19 protein-coding genes and 1 pseudogene are annotated in these 21,813 nt (G+C 58.6%); 13 read left to right on the plus strand and 7 right to left on the minus strand.

Features of this window, described 5'->3' with window-relative positions:
- Nucleotides 1–9: 9 nt before the first annotated feature.
- Together FHT86_RS15475 and FHT86_RS15480 are read right to left on the minus strand one after the other, a co-directional pair.
- The gene (locus FHT86_RS15475; RefSeq protein ID WP_246779524.1) at nt 10–3,486 is read right to left on the minus strand and encodes a molybdopterin cofactor-binding domain-containing protein; all 3,477 of its coding nucleotides are present in this window, start codon (nt 3,484–3,486) and stop codon (nt 10–12) included.
- Nucleotides 3,479–4,039 (minus strand): (2Fe-2S)-binding protein, encoded by a 561-nt coding sequence (locus tag FHT86_RS15480; protein ID WP_133707673.1) that lies wholly within the window; start codon nt 4,037–4,039, stop codon nt 3,479–3,481. The genes FHT86_RS15475 and FHT86_RS15480 overlap by 8 nt, the downstream gene beginning before the upstream one ends.
- A gap of 380 nt (nt 4,040–4,419) precedes the next feature.
- On the opposite strand from FHT86_RS15480, the gene FHT86_RS15485 reads away from it, so the two are divergent.
- The 6 genes from FHT86_RS15485 to FHT86_RS15510 all read left to right on the plus strand — a co-directional run bounded on the left by FHT86_RS15485 (nt 4,420) and on the right by FHT86_RS15510 (nt 9,473).
- Nucleotides 4,420–5,550 carry an FAD-dependent monooxygenase gene (locus FHT86_RS15485; protein ID WP_183868815.1) on the plus strand — a complete coding sequence of 377 codons (1,131 nt, stop codon included), beginning with the start codon at nt 4,420–4,422 and terminating at the stop codon, nt 5,548–5,550.
- Entirely contained in the window at nt 5,547–6,347 is an 801-nt protein-coding gene (locus FHT86_RS15490; protein ID WP_133707674.1) for an alpha/beta fold hydrolase, read from the plus strand. The genes FHT86_RS15485 and FHT86_RS15490 overlap by 4 nt, the downstream gene beginning before the upstream one ends.
- 56 nt (nt 6,348–6,403) lie before the next feature.
- A complete protein-coding gene (locus FHT86_RS15495; protein WP_133707675.1) occupies nt 6,404–7,156 on the plus strand; it encodes an Asp/Glu racemase in 753 nt (250 codons plus the stop codon).
- A gap of 12 nt (nt 7,157–7,168) precedes the next feature.
- Nucleotides 7,169–7,822 carry an N-carbamoylsarcosine amidohydrolase gene (locus FHT86_RS15500; RefSeq protein WP_133707676.1) on the plus strand — a complete coding sequence of 218 codons (654 nt, stop codon included), beginning with the start codon at nt 7,169–7,171 and terminating at the stop codon, nt 7,820–7,822.
- Between the two features lie 32 nt (nt 7,823–7,854).
- Nucleotides 7,855–8,883, plus strand: coding sequence for a leucyl aminopeptidase (locus tag FHT86_RS15505; protein ID WP_133707677.1), 1,029 nt, complete (start codon nt 7,855–7,857; stop codon nt 8,881–8,883).
- A gap of 107 nt (nt 8,884–8,990) precedes the next feature.
- Nucleotides 8,991–9,473, plus strand: coding sequence for a MarR family winged helix-turn-helix transcriptional regulator (locus FHT86_RS15510; protein ID WP_133707890.1), 483 nt, complete (start codon nt 8,991–8,993; stop codon nt 9,471–9,473).
- A gap of 22 nt (nt 9,474–9,495) precedes the next feature.
- Here the strand turns inward: FHT86_RS15510 and FHT86_RS15515 are convergent.
- Nucleotides 9,496–9,638, minus strand: a pseudogene (locus FHT86_RS15515) (RbsD/FucU domain-containing protein); the annotation flags it as partial.
- Between the two features lie 48 nt (nt 9,639–9,686).
- Entirely contained in the window at nt 9,687–10,766 is a 1,080-nt protein-coding gene (locus FHT86_RS15520) for a PotD/PotF family extracellular solute-binding protein (RefSeq protein ID WP_133707678.1), read from the minus strand.
- A gap of 605 nt (nt 10,767–11,371) precedes the next feature.
- Here FHT86_RS15520 and FHT86_RS15525 point away from each other — a divergent pair.
- The 7 genes from FHT86_RS15525 to FHT86_RS15555 all read left to right on the plus strand — a co-directional run bounded on the left by FHT86_RS15525 (nt 11,372) and on the right by FHT86_RS15555 (nt 17,058).
- Entirely contained in the window at nt 11,372–12,286 is a 915-nt protein-coding gene (locus FHT86_RS15525) for an ABC transporter permease (protein ID WP_133707679.1), read from the plus strand.
- Between the two features lie 8 nt (nt 12,287–12,294).
- On the plus strand, nt 12,295–13,074 hold the full coding sequence (locus tag FHT86_RS15530) for an ABC transporter permease (RefSeq protein ID WP_133707680.1): 780 nt from the start codon (nt 12,295–12,297) through the stop codon (nt 13,072–13,074).
- Nucleotides 13,061–14,104 carry an ABC transporter ATP-binding protein gene (locus FHT86_RS15535; protein ID WP_133707681.1) on the plus strand — a complete coding sequence of 348 codons (1,044 nt, stop codon included), beginning with the start codon at nt 13,061–13,063 and terminating at the stop codon, nt 14,102–14,104. The genes FHT86_RS15530 and FHT86_RS15535 overlap by 14 nt, the downstream gene beginning before the upstream one ends.
- Nucleotides 14,105–14,107: 3 nt before the next feature.
- On the plus strand, nt 14,108–14,728 hold the full coding sequence (locus FHT86_RS15540; protein ID WP_133707682.1) for a cysteine hydrolase family protein: 621 nt from the start codon (nt 14,108–14,110) through the stop codon (nt 14,726–14,728).
- 11 nt (nt 14,729–14,739) lie between these two features.
- The gene (locus tag FHT86_RS15545; RefSeq protein WP_133707683.1) at nt 14,740–15,210 is read left to right on the plus strand and encodes a MarR family winged helix-turn-helix transcriptional regulator; all 471 of its coding nucleotides are present in this window, start codon (nt 14,740–14,742) and stop codon (nt 15,208–15,210) included.
- A 130-nt stretch (nt 15,211–15,340) separates the two neighbouring features.
- The gene (locus FHT86_RS15550; RefSeq protein WP_133707684.1) at nt 15,341–16,216 is read left to right on the plus strand and encodes a sensor domain-containing diguanylate cyclase; all 876 of its coding nucleotides are present in this window, start codon (nt 15,341–15,343) and stop codon (nt 16,214–16,216) included.
- Between the two features lie 206 nt (nt 16,217–16,422).
- Nucleotides 16,423–17,058 (plus strand): NrsF family protein, encoded by a 636-nt coding sequence (locus tag FHT86_RS15555; protein WP_133707685.1) that lies wholly within the window; start codon nt 16,423–16,425, stop codon nt 17,056–17,058.
- 149 nt (nt 17,059–17,207) lie between these two features.
- Here FHT86_RS15555 and FHT86_RS15560 read toward each other — a convergent pair whose 3' ends face one another.
- The 3 genes from FHT86_RS15560 to FHT86_RS15570 all read right to left on the minus strand — a co-directional run bounded on the left by FHT86_RS15560 (nt 17,208) and on the right by FHT86_RS15570 (nt 21,715).
- Entirely contained in the window at nt 17,208–17,750 is a 543-nt protein-coding gene (locus tag FHT86_RS15560) for a hypothetical protein (protein WP_246779525.1), read from the minus strand.
- Between the two features lie 535 nt (nt 17,751–18,285).
- Nucleotides 18,286–20,406 (minus strand): carboxy terminal-processing peptidase, encoded by a 2,121-nt coding sequence (locus tag FHT86_RS15565; protein ID WP_133707891.1) that lies wholly within the window; start codon nt 20,404–20,406, stop codon nt 18,286–18,288.
- 406 nt (nt 20,407–20,812) lie between these two features.
- Nucleotides 20,813–21,715 (minus strand): alpha/beta hydrolase, encoded by a 903-nt coding sequence (locus FHT86_RS15570; RefSeq protein ID WP_133707687.1) that lies wholly within the window; start codon nt 21,713–21,715, stop codon nt 20,813–20,815.
- Nucleotides 21,716–21,813: the final 98 nt, after the last annotated feature.

Raw genomic sequence — 21,813 nt, forward strand, 5'->3', positions numbered from 1 at the left:
ATCAGACCTTTAGTGGTTCGAGGAGCGCGCTCTTGCGAGCGAGCCAGCGACGTCGGACCACGCAGGTTCGTCCGGTGCAAAACGTGCTCGCAGATAGGCAACGAGATCCTCGATCGCGCTATCGCTTAATGTCGGTCCGAAGGCCGGCATCGACATCGTCTCGGGCGAATTTCGCATCTTCATCTCCGAGGGTGCCTCGGCCCCGCCCAAAATGGTCTGAATGACATTGTCGGGCGTCGGCGCGTGCAGGTTTGTGTTCAGGGCAAGCGAGGAGAGTGCGCGGTTGTCGCTGTGGCACGTGGCGCATGCCCCCTCAAAGATCCTCTGGCCCCGCGGCGCGACGGCAAGTGCCGCTTGCTTTGAGGTCTCCGCCTTGGCGATTGCCTCATCGGCCTGTTTGTCAGGAGTGGTTGCCACGGTTTCCGCACTGAGACTTGCCAGATACGCCGCCATCGCCTTGATATCTTGATCGTGCAGCGGCTCCAACGCCCTGACCACATCGCCCATCGGCCCCAAAGCGCTGCCATGGTGAGCCGAGCTGCCTTTGCGCAGATAGTCGTAAAGGGCCGCCTCCGTCCATTGCACCGGTGTATTTCCCGAACCGTTCAGCGCCGGCGCGTGCCAGCCGTCCGCAAAGCCGCCGGCAAGGTGGGCCTTGCCCGACATTTCCGCGCCGAAGGTGTTTCTTGGAGAATGACAGGCAGAACAATGTCCCAGAGTTTCGACGAGGTAGGCTCCTCTATTCCAGACCGCGTCCCTTTCCGGTGTATATTGCATTTCGCGACCGCGATGGAAGAGCGCATTCCAGCCCGCCATCAAGGGACGGATATTGTAGGGGAAGGCCAGTTTGGTCTCGGAGATCTTTGCCTCGATCGGCGGCTGGCTCATCAGATAGGCGTAGAGAGCCTGGAGGTCCGCGTCTTCAGCGCCGGCGAAAGACGTGTAGGGGTGGGCGGGATAGAGATGATGACCGTCGCGGCTCACCCCCCTGCGCATGGCCCGCTCGAAGGCCGGATAGGACCATCCCCCGATCCCCGTCGCGACGTCCGGGCTGATATTGCTGGCGTAGATATCGCCGAACGGCGTCTCGAGGCGGCGACCGCCGCCGAAAGCCTGTCCATCGCCCGAAACGTGACAGACATTGCAGGCGCCGGCAGCTGCAGCGAGCCTGCCCCGCTCGATTGTCGAGGCGGAGAAGACCCCGGGTTCCGGACGGCTGATCGTTGCTATGTTCTGCTGCCAGGGCGAGGCAAGCTGAAGAAGCCCGCCGAACAAGGCAGCAGCCCCTGCTGTTCCCAGAGAAAAGCGCCGCCATTTCCGGCTGCGCGGCGGGCCTTCCGGTTGCTTGGGGCCTAGGTTACCCAATCCGGCAAGGACGGCTTCCGGTGTCAGGGGCAGCTCGCGAAACCGCACGCCCGTCGCATCATAGACCGCGTTGGCGATTGCCGCGGCACTTGGGACGGACGCGGATTCTCCGACGCCAAGCGGGGGATCGTTCGGCCGGTCCAGCATCAGCACGTCGATCTCGGGCACTTCCGGGAATGTGATGATCGGATAGCCGCCCCACTCTTTCGAGAGCACCGATGTGTCGGAGAATTCGACCTTCTCCTTCAGGACGCGGCTCGCCGATTGGATGACATTGCCATGGATCTGGTGGCGGACGCCGTCCGGGTTGATCATCAGACCCGCGTCCTGCCCGCAGGTGACCTTGGTGATCGCTATTTCGCCGGTCTTTTTATTGACGGCGACGTCGGCAACCCAAGCGGCCCAGGCGGCAGCGGTTCCCGGGAATTTTCCGTGCACATAGACCGCATAGGCAAAGCCGCGCCCGTATAGAAGATCACCTTCCCCGCCCAGACTGCCCCAGGAGGTGTGCGGCTGCCATTTCGCCCTTTCGGCGACCGCCCGGACAAGCTCGCTTGCCCGTTCGTCCGGCAGGTAACGCAGCCGGTACTCGATCGGGTCGACCTGAGCGGCGGCCGCCAGCTCGTCGATGTAGCATTCGTGAGCGAAGGTATTCGGCATCGCCGAGACGCCGCGCAACCACGAGGCACGGGCAATCGGCGGCATGTCGTAGACCGTGACCCGCAGATTTCCGTAGGCGTAGGGGGGAATAGCCGTCCGGTCTCCCATCTGCGCCACGTCAGGCACGGGAGCGATCTTGCCCGTCAGGATCAAGGCGAGCGTTGGGGCAAGGTTGGAGGGGTAGCGGGTTTCGAAATCATAGGCTGCCGGACCGCCGTCTGTGTCGAGGCCGCCGCGCACATCCATGATCTGAGCGGCTCCCTTGGGCTCCCAGGCATGTTCCTGGTCGCGGGTCAGCTGAACACGGACGGGGGCGCCAACAGCCCTCGAAAGCAGGGCGGCGTCGGCGGTCACATCATCGGCGCAATTTCGTCCGTAGCATCCCGCCGCCTCAAAGCGTTCGACGACGATCTGCTCTTCGGCCACGTCCATCAGCAGGGCAAGGTCGCGCCGCATCGGATAGGGGTTCTGCGTTCCTGACCATACCGTGAGGCTGTCGCCGCTAAAATGCGCGACCGCGCAGGAAGGGCCGATCGAACCATGCATCTGATAGGGCCACACATAGGTGCGGTTCATCGCAGCCGGCGTGCCTTGAAGCGCAAGATCGACATTTCCGCGGTCGATCAATTGTCGCGCTGTCGCCGGGTTCGCGCGAAGCGCCATCTCCGGCCTGTTTAAGTCCGGGCGTCGAGTGGGTGCAAGCCATTCGACCTTCAGGGCATCCATGGCGGCGATGGCGTTTTCCTCGCGTGTCGCAACCACGCCGACAAAATCGCCAAGGACGACAACGGCTACCAGACCTTCGATGTGAGATACCGAAGTCTCGTCGATGGAAACGAAGCTCGCACCGACATTGTCTCCGTGGTCAAAGCCTCCATAAGGCGGCCGTATGACGCGACCGTGCAGCATCCCCGGAATGCGGACGTCATGAACGAAGGTCCAGGCGCCAACAGCCTTGAGCGGGATATCGACTCGCGGTTTCGATTTTCCGACAAGGCTGTAATCCTCGACCCTCTTCAGGGAGACATTGGGATCGTACTCCAGATGCTCGTCAAGGCCGCCGACGAGCTCGCCGTAGCTGATCGCAACGTTCCTTTCATTCGCGCAGGATATGACGCCGTCTTCTATTTTCAGCTCTTCGCCTTCGATCCCGAGGACCGTTCGAGCGCGGTTCGCCAGGAACTGTCTGGCGGTCGCGGCTGCCTGCCTCAAGGGGATTGCCGTGACCTGTATGGTTTCGCTGGCAATCGTGGCGCCCTGATCCAGTCCGCTGACCGTATTGCCGAGCACCATCTCGACGCTGTCAAATGCGACGTCCAGCTCTTCGGCAACGATCTGGGCAAGCGAGGTGCGTATTCCGGTTCCGAGATCGACGTGACCGTTGTAGGCGACGACGTGGCCATCGTCATGGATGACCAGGAACAAAGGGCCGTTCTGCGCCTTGGAGTGAACGCTAAGCATTCCGCTCTCCCCGGTCTGTTTTGACATTTGACGGCTCGAAGCCGCTTTCCCTTGCGCTATCCAGTGACCCAGGCAGAGCCGCGCTATTCGTCAGAAAAAGCGCCCTTTTGGCAGCTGCAAGGATCTCCTTGTGGGTGCCGCAGCGGCAAAGATTATGTGCGAGAGCGTTTTTGATCTCAGCTTCACCGGCATCGGGCTGATGCAGAGCGAGAGAGACGACCGTCATGATCATGCCGTTCAAGCAATAACCACATTGAGCCGCATTCTCGTCGATAAAGGCCTGTTGCACCGGATGCGGCGAGGTACTGTTGCCCAATCCCTCCAGCGTCGTCACGCTCCGGTTTTTGACCGCCGTGACCGGAACGACGCAGGAGCGGACCGCGCGTCCGTCGATCAGTACAGCGCAGGCGCCGCACTCCCCAAGCCCGCAGCCGAATTTCGGACCATTGAGAGCCAGGTCGTTGCGCAGAATGTAAAGCAGCGGCGTTTTCGGATCACATGAGATCGTATGCTGCGCATCGTTTACGCGGATTGATATGGGAGATGCGCTCAAGTGCCAAGTGCTCCCGCCGCCTGCTGTTCAGCGCACCGATAGCGGAGGGCAAATATGGCAAATCGCCTCGCCAAATCCAGCATCCCAGTCTCCAAAGCGAGCCTTGCCCGCATGATGTTCGCAACTCTCAGCCCACCGGATCAACCGTGTTCCTATGGAGCGCGTTCCCTTTTTTATTTAATAGTGCATACACTGGTTTAAGAGTGCGCTCAAGTCAATCCGTCTCTTTTTGGCTGTATTTTAAGAGGGTTAGAATCGGATATTTTGGAGTATGCGGAGAGGATTGGCCTAAATCGTGCTTGCAAAAAATAGTGTATACGCTTAATTTACCTGAAGCTGATGGCGATGCGATATCGGCCACAAAAAGGGGATTGCTGCTCATGGGAAAACAGAAGATTGCCATTATCGGCGCCGGTCTTGGCGGCGCGGTCGCAGGCTCGTTGCTGCAGCATTCCGGATTCGACGTCGACGTCTATGAGCAGGCGCCGACCTTCTCCCGGCTCGGGGCGGGGATCCACATGGGGCCGAACGTGCTGAAAATCTTCGAGCGCATCGGTGTTGCCGAAAAAGTCGTTTCGATCAGCAGTACGCCGAAGTTCTGGCTGAGCAGGGATGGCATCACCGGCGAATATCTCTCGCGCATCCCGCTGGAAGGCTACGGGGCGACCTACTGCACCGTGCACCGGGGCGACCTTCAGGCGCTTCAATGCGAGACCCTGACGGACGGGACGCTTCATTTCGGCAAGAAGCTCGCGACGATCGAGGACACCGGCAGCGATGTCCACATGACCTTTGAAGATGGCACCTCGGCGCGCGCCGACATCGTGATCGGCGCCGACGGCATCAATTCGAAGGTCCGTGAAACGCTTCTCGGCTTCGAGAAGCCGAACTACAGCGGCTGGGTCGGCCATCGCGCGCTCATCAATGCGGAGCGGCTGAAAAAGTACGATCTCGAATTCGAGGACTGTGTCAAATGGTGGGGGCCGGACCGCCACATGATGGTCTACTTCACCACGGGCCGGAAGGACGAATATTACTACGTCACGGGCGTTCCGCATGCTGCATGGGAATTCGAGACGGCGTTCGTGGACAGCAGCCGGGAGGAAATGCATGCAGCGTTCCCGGGTTATCATCCGGTGATCGAGGCGCTGATCGACAGCACAGAGACGGTCACCAAGTGGCCGCTGTTTAATCGGAACCCGCTGCCTATCTGGAGTCGCGGCAGGCTGGTGATGCTTGGCGACGCCTGCCATCCGATGAAGCCCCATATGGCGCAAGGCGCTGCAATGGCGATCGAAGATGCCGCCATGCTGACGCGCTGCCTTCTGGAAACGGGAATCTCCGACTACGAAACGGCCTTCAGGCTCTACGAAGTCAACCGGCGCGACCGGGCAACGCGCGTCCAGAACGTATCCAACGCCAACACCTTCCTGCTTCATCAGGAAGATCCCTCATGGGTCTACGGTTACGACGTCTATGCCGAACCACTCCGCTCGGAGAGCGCCGCATGAGCAACCAATTTCTCTATGGTGGCAATATTCTTGCCAATGGTATTCGCCAGCACTATTTGCGCTACGGCGGCAAGGGACGGGCGGTTATCCTCATTCCTGGAATAACGTCTCCGGCGATTACTTGGGGGTTCGTCGCCGAAAGGCTGTCGCTGCACCATGATGTCTACATTGTGGACGTTCGCGGTCGTGGTCTCTCGTCCACCGGCCCCGGTCTCGACTATGGTCTCGATGCGATGGCGGATGATGCGATCGCCTTTGCCCAGAGCCTTCAATTAAAGAATCCCGCTATTCTCGGCCATTCTATGGGCGCGCGCATTGCAATGCGGGCTGCAATCCGTTCGGAAGGGGTGTTTGGTCGCTTGGCACTCATCGATCCGCCGGTTTCTGGTCCGGGACGGCGTCCCTATCCCAGCCAATTGCCCTGGTACGTCGACTCGATCCGGCTCGCCGAAAAGGGCATGGATGCAGAAGCGATGAAGGCCTTTTGTCCGAGCTGGACCGATGAACAGTTGCAACTGCGCGCCGAGTGGCTCCACACCTGCTACGAGCCCGCGATCGTCAAGGCATTCAACGATTTCCACGACATCGACATCCTGCCCGATTTTGCCCGATTGAGGGTCCCCGCCATGTTGATGGTCGCGGGACGAGGCGGGGTCATTCAGGCCGCCGACGAAGAGGAGATCAGAGAGCTCAATCCATCGATCCAGATCAGCCGTGTTGCTGAGGCCGGCCATATGATCCCCTGGGATCATTTCGATGGCTTTTTCGAAGCGCTCGGCGACTTTCTGCTGCCCTAACATCGCGTGGTGCGATCGCCCCACGTCCCTTCGAACGCATTGCAAAAGGACAAGCCGTGCAAAACGTCTATCGCATTGGTCAGATTGTACCGAGCTCCAACACGACGATGGAGACCGAAATTCCCGCAATGCTGCTCGCAAGGCAGTCCATACGGCCGGAGCGCTTCACCTTTCACTCGAGCCGCATGCGTATGAAGACGGTCAAGAAGGAGGAGCTCGCGGCGATGGATGCGGAATCCGATCGTTGCGCTGTCGAACTCTCCGACGCCCAAGTCGATGTGCTTGGTTATGCTTGCCTAGTGGCGATCATGGCGATGGGTCCCGGCTATCACCGGGAATCGGAAACGCGCCTCAGGGGTCGAACTGTCGAAAACGGGACAAATACCCCGGTCGTGACAAGTGCAGGAGCGCTCATCGAAGCGCTCAAGATGATGAAGGCGAAGCGCATCGCAGTCGTCGCCCCCTACATGAAGCCTCTGACCGAACTTGTGGTCGACTACATTCGGCAGGAAGGCTTCGAGGTCGCTGACTGGCGTGCTCTGGAGATCCCGGACAACCTCGCCGTCGGCCGCCACGATCCTCAAAACCTTCCTGCCATCGTCGCAGGTCTCGATTTGAGCGGGGTCGATGTGATCGTGCTCTCGGCCTGTGTGCAGATGCCGTCGCTGCCTGCCATTGCGAAGGTGGAAGCAATGACGGGCAAGCCCGTGGTGACCGCCGCCGTTGCCACCACCTACTGCATGTTGAAGTCGCTGGGGCTGGAGACGGTGGTCCCCGGGGCGGGCGCGCTTCTGTCGGGCGCATATTAAGGAGCCTTCGAGATGGAGACAGCCGAAGCCAACTACCAGGGTGTATGGGGAAACAGGATCGGCTTCGGCCAATCTCCCGCGTTGCTCGTCATCGACTTCCTGAAGGCCTATACGATTGAGGGCGCCCCCCTCTATGCGCCTGGTGTCGTCGATGCAGTGGCAAGAACCCCGCGCTTGCTGCAGGAAGCCCGCGCGAAGGGGATCCCGGTCATCCATACGCGCATCCTCTATCTCGCGAAGGACTGCGCCGACGGCGGGGTCTGGGTCAAGAAGGCTCCGGTCATGAAGGCGATGGTCGAGGGCAACGTGCTTGCGGAATTCTGCGACGGTGTCGAGCCGAAAGACGGAGAGCTGGTTGTCGTCAAGCAATATGCCAGCGCCTTCTTCGGAACGAGCCTGGCATCCTATCTCCATGCGCGCGGCATCGACACCGTCGTGCTTTCGGGTTGCTCGACCAGCGGCTGCATCCGGGCAAGTGCGGTAGATGCAGTTCAGCACGGCTTTCGAACGATCGTTGTGCGCGATTGCGTTGGCGATCGCCATCCCGATCCGCATGAGGCCAATCTCTTCGACATCGATAGCAAATACGGCGACGTCGTGTCGCTCGAAGAGGCAATTGCCGCCCTTTCGAGGCGCGGTTCGAGTTCCGCCCCCGGCGCCGACTGAAGATCAAAGCCAAGCAACCAGAGGATAGAACAATGGATAGAAGCGTCTTTACCGAACTTTGCCTCGAGCAGTTGAAAATGAGTGGCGTTCATGAAGGTGAAAAGGTCGTCGTCCTGTCGCAAGGCGACGATCGCCTCGACTATGCCGATGCTTTTCTGGCCGCCGGCCAGCGGCTCGGCGCCCGGATGTATCATTTAAGGTTGCCGGCACCTTTGCCGGGGACCGGCAGCTGGGCGGTTGGCCAGACCGGTCTTGCCGGTAATCCGGAGGCGGTGGAAGCCTTGAAAAAGGCTGACATGGTCGTCGATCTTATTTTCCTGCTGTTCAGCCCGGAGCAGATGGCCATCCAGGCCGCCGGCGCCCGTGTTTTGACCGCCGTCGAACCGGCGCCTCTTCTCGGCCGGCTGATGCCGACCAAGCAGTTGCGCGAGCGCGTCGAGATCGGCGTCGACTATATGAAACGGGCGAAGACGCTGCGCATCACCAACAAGGCTGGAACGGACGTGCTCTACAAGATGGGTGTCTATCCGACCGTCGGCGAATACGGTTGCACCGATGAGGCGGGTCGATGGGACCATTGGCCGGCGGCATTCGTGTTCTCCGGAGCGTCTGACGACGGGGTCGACGGCCAGATCGTCCTTTCGCCGGGTGACGTGCTTCTGCCCCTCAACATCTATGTCCGCGAGCCTGTGACCTACACCATCGAAAAAGGCTTCATCCAGGACATCCGCGGCGGGCTCGAGGCCGACCTGATCAAGTCTTACATGAAGACCTTCAACGATCCGCGCGGCATGGGTATGAGCCATGTCGGATGGGGTCTCGACCACCGCGCCAACTGGCATGGACTGTGCGATTTCGGTGGCGGCATGGGTATGGAGCTGAGGTCGTTCTACGGCAACGTGATGTTCTCGACCGGACCAAACAACGAGCTGGGCGGACCGAACGATACCGCTTGCCATCTCGATATTCCGATGCGTAATTGCAGCCTGTTCCTGGACGATGAACCGATCGTCCTGGACGGCGAGATCGCGGTGAAGGAAATGCAGCATAAGTTTGCGTGACATCGGCGCCGGCCACCACACGCTTGAGCGGCTGCATCATCGTCATGGTGCAGCCGCTTGCAAAAAAATGGGATGAAACGAGTGGCGCGGGAGGTTTTTTGATCAGAATGAGCGGCGTGGAAGACAACCCTTCGGTAGAACCGTACCGCGTCACCGACCAGGTGGGACATCTGCTGCGTAAAGCCTATCAGCGCCACCTGGCGATTTTTCAGGAAAATGCTGTCGATCCTTCCCTGACATCGGTTCAATTCGTCACCCTATGCGCGCTGCGTGATAACGGCCCGATTTCTCAAGGTGAGCTCGTAAAGGCGACAGCCGTCGACCAGGCGACGATCCGCGGCATCATCGACCGTCTGAAATCCAAGAACCTGATCGAAATCTCGCGTGACGCCCATGACGGACGAAAAGTAATCGTCTCGCTGATACCCGCCGGGGAGGCGATCCTCGAACAGATGTATCCACGTGCCTATTCGATTTCGGAAAAGACCATGGGGCCGCTCAATCCGGCCGAGCAGGTCGCATTGCTTTATCTGCTGCGCAAGATCGCCGATGTCGATACGGATCCCAATGGTCTGGCGGAAGCAGGCTGACGTTCTTCGGGTTGCCTGTCCCTCACGCGCTTGCAGGCGCGATCACGCCCTTGTCCAGCAGGAAACATCCGTAGAAACGGCTTTCCCCCGTTTGGATCACGCAATAGCCGCGTTTGCCTGCTCGCAGAAAGCGAAGCGTTTAATCCTGTAAGGCGGCGTCGGCTGCGCAGAGCGAGCTGTCCGATGCCTGGGGGCACCGGACAGCTCTTGCGATCAGGCTGCGTAGAATGCCTTCACTTCCTGCCACAGATTGTTGAAGTTCTCCCGGCGGTCGTCCGGCAATGCGGACTGGATCGCCATGGACTTCAGATATTCGGGCTTGTGAATCTGCCGGTTCAGATCGTCTGCAGGCAGTTTCTCCATGGCGGCCGCATTGGCCGACGCCGGAGCACCGATCTTGGTCGCCCATTCCACATAGAAGGTCGGATCGATCATGTAATTGATGAAGGTTGCTGCCGCCTCCGGATCCGGCGCAGATGCCGGAATGGACAGACTGTCGAGCCAGCCGATGCCGCCTTCCTTCGGAACCACGAATTCGACCGGCAGGTGGCTGTTGCGCTTCGAGCGAACCGCCGCACCCGACCAGTAGACCGAAAGATCGAATTCCTTCGCGGCAAAAGACTTGTTCCACTGGTCTTCGCTCGACCAAAGGAGCTTGACGTTCTCCTTGAAGGCCTTGAGCTTTTCTCCGACAGCCTTGAGATCCGCCGGGTTGTTGATGTCCTGGCCGGAGAGAAGAGCACCGATGGCGATCGCCGTGACGGCGTCGTCGAACAGGGCGACTTTGCCTTTATGCTCGGGTGCGCCGAGGGCGGCATAACTATCCGGCTTGGTTGCACCTTCTGCAACCGCAAGCGCGGTTATGCCCCAGACCCATGCGACACCGTTGGTCTTGCCATCGAGCTGGAGATTGGCATGGTTCTTCAATTCCGGAGACAGCCCGGATGCGTTCGGGATTTTCGAGAAGTCGATCGGTGTCAGCAATCCGTCTGCGGCAGCCTGCTGCGAGCGGGCGCTATTAACGAGGACCACGTCGTACGCGCCGGGATTCGTGCGAAGTTTGGTCAGCATCTCCGGTTCAGAGCTGAAATAGTCATGGACGACCTCAATGCCGGTTTGGTCCTTGAATGCTTTCAACGCCCAGGTTTCGTCAGTCCCATAGCCCTGCCAATTGAGGACAGTGATCTTGCCGGCGGCGCGAGCGGGGCGCGTTGAGATTGACAGGCCGGTTGTCGCAACTGCGGCGGCGGTGCCAAAGAGGCCTAGGGCTTGCCTACGGGTGAGATGGTTCATGTCTGTTACCCCTTGATCGATACTTTTTTGGATTTTTGTCTGCGGCTGACAGGCGATTGCGTTGATGCCTCCCCGCATCCTCTGAGCGTCCGCAACGAAGGTGTTCACGAGCTGTCGGCCGCGATGATGGGCCGATGGCTGATTGCGGAAAACCATTCGTGTACAAATAAAGTGTCTCCAGACGGAATTCTTGTCAAGTGGCACAATTGCAATAGATACGGCCAGGCCCAAAGCAGTCTGAAAATCTCGGCCCTCATCGCTTATTGGACTGTAATGGCTCCTCGAGGCGATCTTCCTAGTTCCTCCGACTATTGCCTAAGGAAAACAGTATCTAAGCGCCCTTTGGAAAAAGCCGGCTTGACAAGTGGCTGCACTACTGAAATCATTTGTATACAAATAAAGAAACAAGATTTCGAGGGTGAGCAAATGGGACTGTTGAGGACGATCAAGCGCGCAGTCGCTTAGCGGGAGCCGATTTCGGCCTATCGGCTGAACGGGATCTGCAACTCAGCCTGAAAAGGCGGCAATCGAATATCAAAACACCGGAATGATCGCCGCAGTGACGACGGCAGTTCGTCTGTCCTGTGGTCGTGGAGGAGGGCTGAATGGCCAAACTTACCGCTCAAGAACCCCCGCTTGCGGCTGCCGTGAGGTCATCGCAATCACGGCGGCTTCCGCCGTGGGTTACCACCGGGGCGCTTCTCCTGCCAACCTATGGCTGGCTGACGATTGCGGTCTTCATACCTTTGCTTGCGATGTTTGCCTTTTCTTTCCTGACTGCGACGCCGCTCGGGAACAAGCCGATTGTCTTTACACTGAAGCAGTACCGCGCCTTCATTGACCAGCCCTATCTCGTCGGCGTCGGGCTGAGCTCGCTTCTGATCGGTTTCTGGACAACGTTCTTCTGTGCCGTGCTCGGCTTCTTTGCCGCTCTTGCGCTGGCGCGCGCCACGATCGGCAAGACGAAAGAGACCCTGCTTGTGCTCATCCTTCTACCCTTCTGGACCAACGGGCTGGTGCGCATCTTTTCCTGGACCATGGTTCTGAGAGAAGGCGGATTTCTCGACTATATCTTGCATCTCGTAGCCCCGCAGGCCGGATCGATCGGCTTCCTCTATACGCGGCCGGCGATCGTGGTCGGTCTGGTGCACGGCTATCTGCCCTATATGATCCTGACCTGCTACATCGCATTGTCCACGATCGACGATGCGATCATCGAAGCTGCCGTCAGCCTTGGCGCCCGATGGTGGGTGGTCCTTTACAAGATCCTCATTCCCATGGCTGCGCCTGGGCTGATTTCCGGTGCCGTCCTGACCTTCGTCCCCGTGATCGGCTCGTTCATGGAGCCCAGAATTCTCGGCGGCCGCGTCGGGGTGACCATGGGAACGGTCATCGAGGATCAGTTCACACAGGCCTTCAACTGGCCGCTCGGGGCCTCACTCTCCTTCACGCTGCTGGCGGTGGTTCTGGCGATCTTCGCCACATTTTCCGGCGTTCTGAAGCGCGGATCCGTCGCGTAGGTGCTCAAATGAAAACTTTAGGACGTTTCTATCTTTTCGCGATCCTCGCGTTTCTCTACACGCCAATCATCGTCATGATGGCCATGGGGTTCAATGAATCCCCGCTCTACCAGCTGCCGTTCAGCTTCTCGACCAGATGGTACGTCGCTCTGATGGGCAATACCGGCTTGCTGACGGCTGGACTGAACAGCATCATCATCGCCGTCATCACCGCAGTCGTTGCCACCTCTCTCGGAACGGTCGCCTCGGTGGCGCTTTCCCGCCACACATTCCGTGGACGCAGCCTCCTGCAGTTGCTGCTGCTTCCGCCGATCGCCATCCCATGGCTCATCACCGGCACGGCGATGCTGATCTTCTTTTATTGGAGCGGCATCGGTCGGGGAATGCATGCGCTGATCATCGGGCATGTGGCACTTGCCATTCCCTATGTGGTCATCGTCGTGGGTACCGGGTTCAAGACGATCCGCGCCGATCTCGAAGAGGCGGCGATGAGTCTCGGATCAACGCCGGTCCACGCCTTCTACTCCGTGACCTTGCCGCTGCTCTTTCCAAGTATCCTTGGCGCTGCACTTTTTGCGTTCGCCGTCTCTCTCGATCAGTTCGTGATCTCTTACTTCCTTGCGACGCCCGGCTACACGACGTTGCCGGTGCAGATCTATTCGGCGATCCGCAAGGGGTTCACCCCGGAGATCAACGCCATCTCCACCATTTTGTTGCTCGGCTCCATGGCCGCAATTCTCATCTTTGCCCGTTTTGCAAAACCCGGAGAAAATCGTGACCCACGTTAACGTAAAGTCGGTTGCCAAGAGCTACGGCTCAACGCCGGTCCTGTCCGACATTTCGACGGAGTTCGGCGAGGGCTCCTTTACCAGCCTGCTCGGTCCATCCGGATCGGGAAAGACAACCCTGCTGCGCATCATTGCCGGTTTCATTCGGCCAGACCAGGGTGTTGTGATGATCGGAGACCAGGATGTAACGCATGTCCCGGTCTGGGGACGCAACATCGGCATGATGTTTCAGTCCTATGCGCTGTTTCCGCACATGACCATTGCGCAGAATGTTGCCTTCGGTCTCGAGCGCAGGGGTATCCGGGGCGAGGCGGCGCGCAAGGAGGTTGAGCGGGCATTGGAGATGGTGCGGCTGCCGGGCTTTGCCGAACGCTTTCCAAAACAGCTCTCCGGCGGGCAGCAACAGCGCGTCGCGCTTGCCCGCGCCATCGTCATCAAACCGAACGTGTTGCTGCTTGATGAGCCGCTGTCGGCCCTTGATCGCAGGCTGCGCCAGGAGATGCAGGTCGAGCTGCTGCGCATCCAGCGGCAAAGCGGATTGACGACGATCTTCGTGACCCATGACCAGGAGGAAGCGCTGACCTTGTCTGACAAGGTCGCAATTCTCGACAAGGGCAAGATCGTTCAGATCGGCGATCCTGCCACCGTCTACGAGCGGCCGCGCACACGATTTGCGGCGGAGTTCCTTGGCGATTCAAATTTCCTTCCTGGTGTTGTCGAGGCCGGGGGCGTGCGGCTGGAGGACGGCGGTATAATCGAAGTGGCGGGATCGCTACCTTCGGCGGGAACGAAAGTGACGCTTGCCGTCAGACCGGAGAAAATGTCGCCGGCCGGTGAGGGCAAGAACCGCATCTCTGCCCAAATCAAGACGGTCATTTATGCAGGCCCGGTTTTGTCCTACCACCTCGAAACCAGTCAGGGCAGGGAACTGAAATTGTTCTCGCAGAATCGCGACGGCAACCTCATGCGCGAGGGTGAAAACGTGACGCTCTCGTGGATGCCCGAACACACAGTCGCGCTGGTTGAATAGGTCATGAAAATTGAATCCGTCTTTGACGATTGCTGCCATGTCGTAATCGACATGCAGCGGCTTTTTGCAGAAGAGACCGCATGGCATGCGCCGGCGCTGGCGGGCATTCTGGAAAATGTCGTTGCGCTAAGTCGCCAGATGTCGTCCAACACGCTCTTTGCAAGGTTCGTGGTTCCGGCCTCTCTAGAGGAGGCCCATGGATGCTGGAGGCCCTATTATGAACGCTGGTCGATGCTTACGGGCGAGCAGCACGATCCAACGCTGCACGATCTGGTACAGCCCCTAAAGGCGATCGCGCGGCCGGAGCAGATTTTCGACAAGCCAGGATATTCGATCTTCTCGAACAAGGATCTGCATGGCCGGCTGCGCCAGAAAGGCGTCAGAAACCTGATCTTCTCGGGTGTGGAGACCGATGTCTGCGTCTACTCCAGTGTCCTTCAGGCCGTCGATCTCGGCTACCGGGTGGTGATCGCAACCGATGCGGTTGCAAGCACCGAGGGTGCGGCCCACCGCGCCATTCTTGACTGTCTCGCACCGCGCCTGCCCGAACAAATTTTGCTCTTTCCAACCGCGACGATTTTGAGCGCTACGGACAGGACCGCCTCCCGCGGTCCCGTTCATTGACGGATACGCACATGGAGAACCAGCATCGCAAGCCGCTCAATCGATCGGAGGGCCACGGGGGCCGGACAGCCAACGCGTATGCGCTTGCTGACCAGATCGGGTTTCTTCTCAGACAGGCAAACCAGCGGCACGTGGCAATATTCACAAGCCGGATGAACGAGAAGCTGACCACGACACAGTGGGCGGCCCTCGTCAAATTGCGTGATCTTCAGCCCTGTTCCCAGGTCAATCTCGGCCGGGAAACCGCAATGGATGTTGCAACAATAAAAGGCGTCGTCGATCGTTTGGCCAAACGGAACCTGGTTCGCACCGCGCCGGACCCGGCCGACGCCAGGCGTCTTGTCCTGACGCTGACCGACGAGGGGGAAGCTGCGGTCGACCGCAATCTGTCTGTCGCCCACGACATCTCTGAGGAAACGCTGGCGGCGCTGTCACCGGCCGAACGCGCCATGTTGGGGGAGTTGCTCCGCAAGATTTCCTAACCGGGCAACGTGGCTCAGACGCTCGGGAAATGACTGAGGCAATACCGGCCGAAAAGAGCAGTGACGAAATTGAAACGACTTTGTATGACAATCATCCCATAGTGAAGGCCCTGGGGAGGCTTGAGACAAGATGACTTTTGAGGGAACGGAAGTCCGCTCTCTGTTTGAACGCACGCTTGATGCGCTGCCAGATGGCGTGTTGCTGACGGACTCGGATCGAAAGGTCGTTTATGCAAATCGGGCTTTCTCGGACCTCTGGCACATCCCCGCCCAAATCCTCGCCACTCGCGACGACCTGCGCCTGCTCTCTTTTGTCCTCGATCAGCTTCTTGATCCTGTCTGCTTTTTGCGCGAGGTCGAGCGGCTGCAACTGACGCATCAGAGTTCCGAGGATGAGGTCCTTTTGAAAGATGGACGCATTTTTTCCCGGCGCAGTGTTCCCTTCAGCGAAGATGGAGCGCTGGTGGCGAGAATCTGGATTTTTACCGACATCACCGAAGCGCGAAGCGCCAGTATCGATGCGCTGACCGGCATTCCCAATCGCCACGCCTATTCAAGGCAGTTCCCCCGTTATCTGAAAGCGCCGGAAGAAGGGCTGTTGAGCTCAGTGGCAATTCTCGATGTCGATAATTTCAAGCGATATAACGACCACTACGGACATGCGGCCGGCGACAGTGTTCTGCATCAAATCGGCGCAGTCATCCGCAGCCATTTCACCAATGCCGACGATCTGTTTTTCAGGATCGGCGGGGAAGAGTTTCTGATGGCAAGCCGGGCACGCGCTGCATTGGATGCCCATACCTTTTTCGAGGCCCTGCGCGACCGTGTCGGCAATCTGGCTATCGAACACCGTGGCAACGACCCTTTCGGCATCGTCACCGTTTCAATGGGACTGGCCGTCTTCGATGGTCCGCAATCGGCGGCAGAAGTCTTTCGTCACGTCGATGCCGCCCTCTATCGCTCAAAGGAGCTTGGACGGAACCGCGTGACGCTTGCCGCCGCGTAGTTGCGACAGACATCGCCGGCCTGGGCGCCAAGACTATAACGGCCGATTCAAAACGCAATTGAGCTGCCCCTTGTCGCCGAAAAGATCACGTGGCCGTAACAATCTGGTGTGCGGCAACGTAATGGGTTTTGTCGGCTTTCAGGCGGCGGCCTCTGTTGCGCCGGAAAGCCGGCAGGCTTGACCCCCTACGAGGACCGACCACCGCCATGAAAACCGACGACCTCATCGTGCTTCTTTCAAATGACGCCCGTCTGAAAGCTCGCTACGGGATTGTGATGGCCGCAGCAAGCGTGGTTTCCGTCGCCATCTCTACAATCCTGTTCTTTTCGCTGATGGGTGTTCGCCTCGATTTCATGACAGCGATCGAGACGGCACGATTTCTGTTCAAGCTCGCCTTTACAGTCGCCGTGACAGTGGCAGCGGGAGCCGTGCTTTCTTGGATCGGCCGTCCGGGATCCCATTTGACGCGGCGCTATCTCTTAATGTTGATACCGCCCGCGCTATTGGTACTGGCCGTCGCGCTGGAAATGGTTGTGATGCCGATGCCGACTTGGTATGGCCGGATGATCGGGCACGACGCGCTGCCATGCATCATCTATATCCCTCTTCTGGCGATCGCTCCCCTTGGGCTGTTTTTGCTCGTTCTCCGGCAAGGAGCGCCGGAGAACGCGGGTATGGCCGGAGCGGTCGCGGGATTGACGGCGGCAGGCGTCGGGTCGGTGCTCTTTGCCATCCACTGCGACAATGACAGCCCTTTCTTTCTCGCGCTCTGGTATCCTCTCACCTTCGCTTTTACCACCGCCGCCGGCTATGTATCCGGTTCGCGTTGGCTTCGTTGGTGAGAAAGAACCGGCAAATGCCGCGATCGCGGCGGAGCTGCGATGCATGGCCGACAATGCGATTTCCCATCTCAAGCTGAGGCGCCGCCTCTTCGCTCTTCCTGCTGTCAGGAACAGCATCCCTTTGCTTCGCCTTCTTGCGCGAATGACGACTACCAGCCAATATCCCAAGGGCGCGGCTTGCCATGAAAAATCACGACGCGAGCGTCTGCCGGGATCGAGCCGTTTCCGCTTTCATCATCATAAAGCGCCTGTCGCACATGCGACTTCCAAGAGACAATTTGGCCAGGTAGTAAATCCTGCCAGCGGCTGGCGCGCTCGAGCCAGAATAGCTCCAGAAACGCCTGGTCGCCGCCCTTATGATAGATATCCATCCAATGCTGTGGCTTATCGATCCATTCGCCCCAGATCCAATCACGAGCCGCTTCCGGCAGAAACATGATCGATGATTGCAAGCCCTCAGGACGATAGATATCGCGCATCAGAGCGAGCTGGTTGACGGATACGATATCGGCGAGGTTTCCGACAATTGAGGTGTCCAGATCCATGAAGAGGATGTCACCGGTCATCCCCGGCCGGAAAAGCTCCATCTTGGACCACCAGCCCGGCCAATCAGCCGTCAGCGGAAGGGTCCGGACGCCCTCCACTTCAATATCGGAAAGACACCGAAAGTCAGCATTGGGAAGATGATTCATCACCTGCTTGTGCAAGCGCAAGACATGGTCGGCCCTGTATTCGCCGCCGGATCGCAGCACACAAAAAACGGAAATCACGTTCTACCATCGTGGCTTGATATATCTGCTTCAACGAACAAAATTCGCCGATTGGTAGAACATACGGAGCGCTGCAAGACGTGTCATCGGGTGCATCATAATTTTGGCGTCCTGCGGACGAGAAGTCACAGCTATATCGATCTTGACAGAGAAGAGCTTCGCGCCGCACTGACGATCGAGGCCATGGCACGGAGCCCGAAGCTCCTCCAAGGGCAGACGGCGTTCACGACGCAAAGGCTCGCAATCTCGAATTCCTTGGCAAAAGCGCGCCGCTTTTTGCGATTGACGTGCAGAACTTTGCTCCGCAAACAGAACCTTTCGTTCTTTTCAGGCGCGAGAAAGTTGACCATGGAGCAAGCACGCGCATCACCGATGCGCGACAATCGTGCTTCTGGCCAAGTAACTTATAAGCCGGAATAGCTTCTGCAGCCTCTAGGATCGTGCCCGTCGAGAAATGCTACTTTCCGTCAGTGTTTCCCGATCGTTGGGTCGCAGCCTTGAGCACGCCCGCCTGCAGATCCGCCTCATCGGCAACAATGGAGGCGGCCTCGTTCAGCACCACGTCTTTCGCGTTCTTGCGGGCATTTTCAATGGCAATATCAGCACTCAGGCTACGCTCGTTTGCCTGCAGGCCGTCGTCTTCACCAGTGTCCACCCCATCGTTTATCTGCTCGCGCGACTTGAGACGACTTGCCTGAGCAGTCATTTCATTGCGACGTTCGCTTTCATTGAGGGAGACAACCCCTTTCTCGCGCTGCGCCTTCAGTTCGGCAATGTCTTCGACGAAGCGTTGGAAATCCCGATCGTTCTGCACCCGAGCATCGTGGCTGCTCTGCAGTTGCGGCAGCAATGCCTTTATATTACCGGCAGCCGTATAGTTCGCTGGCTTGACCTGCGTCCACGGCAAAGCGTTGTCATAACTCGACTCACCAAAGCTCTTAGGGTCCGAAAGGCCCGGCAAGCTGATGTCGGGCGTCACGCCGCGCAGCTGTGTCGTACCGCCATTGACACGGAAAAACTGAGCAACCGTTAATTTCAGCTCGCCGAACTTCGGCTTGCTGCTGTGGGCCACCTGGTCAAGATTGACCACAGTTTGCACGGTCCCTTTACCAAAACTGGGTTCGCCGACGATCACACCTCGACCATAGTCTTGTATCGCTGCGGCAAAAATCTCGGAAGCCGATGCCGAGCCGCGATTGATCAATACACCAACCGGACCTGTCCAGGCAGGCGCGGGGAGATCATCGCTTTCAACGTCCACCTTGCCATCGGCATCCCGTTCCTGAACCACCGGGCCTTTGCCGACAAACAAACCTGTCAAATCAATCGCCTCGGCCAACGAACCGCCGCCGTTGTTGCGCAAGTCGATCAGAACGCTGTCGACATTGTCCTGCTTCAGTTCAGCGAGAAGCTTGGCGACATCGCGGCTAGCGCTGCGATAATCCTTGTCGCCTTTTCGACGCGCTTCAAAGTCTTCGTAGAAGGCGGGCAGCGTAATCACCCCGATCCTGCGAGTGGCGTCGCCATCCTTTACTGACAGGATCGTCTTCTTGGCAGCCTGTTTGTCGAGGCTGATTTTATCGCGCACCAGGCTGATGACGTGATGCTTGCCATCCGGTCCGGCATCCGCCGGCAAAATGTCCAGGCGCACGACAGAACCCTTTGCGCCACGTATCATCTGCACGATTTCATCGAGGCGTGTACCGACCACTTCCTTTATCGGGCCGTTCTGGCCTTGACCAACACCGACAATGCGGTCACCAACCGCGAGCTTGCCGGACAATTGCGCCGGGCCGCCGGCCACGAGCTCGCGGATCGTCGTGTAGTCATCTCTTTCCTGCAGCACAGCGCCGATACCAACGAGCGAGAGCTTCATTGAAATATCAAATTCGGCCGCAGCGGCTGCACCGAAATAGTCGGTATGCGGATCGATCGATGTTGTATAGGCATCCATGAATGTCTGGAAGACGTCGTCGCTCTTGTACTTGTAGGCGCGCTCGAGAGAGTTTTCGTAGCGTTTGTCGAGCGTATCGCGAATGCCAGCATCATCTTTGCCAGCCAGCTTCAAACGCAGCCAGTCGCTCTTGACGCGCTTGCGCCACAGGTCATTGCTTTCCGCTTCGGATTGCGGCCAGGGCTCCTTGTCGCGGACGAGCGGATAGTCTTCCTGCACACTGAAATCGAAGTTCTGCTTGAGCAAGCCGCGCGCGTAATTCATGCGGTCGACAACGCGCTGCACATACACGTTGAAAATGGAAAAGGGGATCTTCAGGTCTTCCCGGTTGATGGCATCGTCAATCTTGGCGCTGTCAGCCATGAACTTGTCGATGTCCGTCTGCAGGAAGAGGACACGGTCCGGATCCAGCGACTTGATAAACTGGTTCATGACCCTGGCCGACAAGGCATCATCGAGTGGAATGGGCCTATAGTGGAAACGCGTGAGAAATTGCGCGCTCAAATGGGCCGCTTGCTCCTGCTGCTGCAGCGGCGCCAAGATTGGCGGTGAACCGGCTTCCAAGGCGTATGCCGACGGTGCAAGTGCCAAGAATATGCCGAGAAGGCTGTGTTGTATACGCATTAAGCTTTGATCCAATTCTCAACGATGAGTCTTTAATGTGTGATGTTCGTGGAGCAATTATGGTTTTTAGGCAACTAAACGGACGCGCCCGCCTAGAAAGATTTCCAAAATGTCTCCGCGCGACACAGGTTGCTTGCTTTTAGGTTCTCAAAAAACACCAACCGCACGAATTTCGTTCAAGGAAAAATGGCATTCGCGACCTGGTCAGAAAGGTAATCTAGAGTCCGTCGGATTGTTGCGCCCGCGCACATGGGGCAGCCCACGGCGCCAGCTCTCATATTTTCGTGGATGCCCCATTAATTTTACGGCGCCGGGTAGGGATTGATAGCGTCGACCGGGAAATGTGGAATTGTGGCGACGCAAGCGGACCAGGACCCATGTCCTCACTAGCAGCATCCGCGGCCTGCTATCTCGGCGCTCTATTCATGCATCGCTGAATAAAATCTCCCGCATGCCCTATTGCCTGCCGTCCTGCTTCGAGCTTTGCGTTCCATAGCGGCCATGCGTGGATCATGCGCGGCCAGATCTCGAGTGTCACCTCGACGTCGGCTTCGCCCGCAGCCGCTGCAAATCTTGTGGCATCGGCAAGCAGGCTTTCATCCGATCCGACCTGGATGAGGAGTGGCGGCATTCCCTTCAGATCAGCATAGAGCGGGGAAACGCGAGGATCCTTGCGATCCACCTGCGGGGGCACGTATGCCTCGGCGAGCTCAAGCAAATAGCCTTTGTGAATGAGTGGATCGATCGCATCCTTCGTGACAAGCGTCGTACCGGACATGGTCAGATCAGTCCAAGGTGAAATCAGCCAGCCACACGCCGGCAAGGCTTCGCCGCCGGCGAGCAGCGCGTTGATCAGCGCGACGGTCAGGCCCGCGCCGGCGCTGTCGCCGCCAACGGCAATGTGTTCGGCGTCGATGCCCTGCGCGCGCAAAAAACGCCAGGCCGCGATTGCATCGTTAAGGGCTGCCGGAAACGGATTTTCCGGCGCGAGGTGATAGCCGACAGCGAGCGTCCGCGCGCCCGCCGCCCGTCCGGCCTCGGTCGCCAGACGGCGATGGCTGACGATCGAGCCCGAGCAATAGCCACCCCCGTGAAAGAACAGGAGAACGCGCGAGGCATCGCTGTGCGGGGCCAATGACCATTCGGCGGAAAAGCCGTTCAATACGACCCCTTCCAGCTTGATATCGTCAGCAATCGGCCAGGCGGCACCGACTTCCTCGATTCTGTTCCGCCGTTCGGTCCATCCGACAGGGCGGGGTTTGGAGCTCAACAGGGCTCGAATAGCATCGATTTCGCGGTGGTCCGTCATCTTGATCTCCATATCGGCCCGGATCAGGTCATTGCTGGATTTCAGTCGATGCAGATGTGATTGCGGCTGACCAGGCGCCAAAGGCGTTTGGCCGGTCC

The organism is Rhizobium sp. BK313, from assembly GCF_014193655.1.
Classification (GTDB): Bacteria; Pseudomonadota; Alphaproteobacteria; order Rhizobiales; family Rhizobiaceae; genus Rhizobium.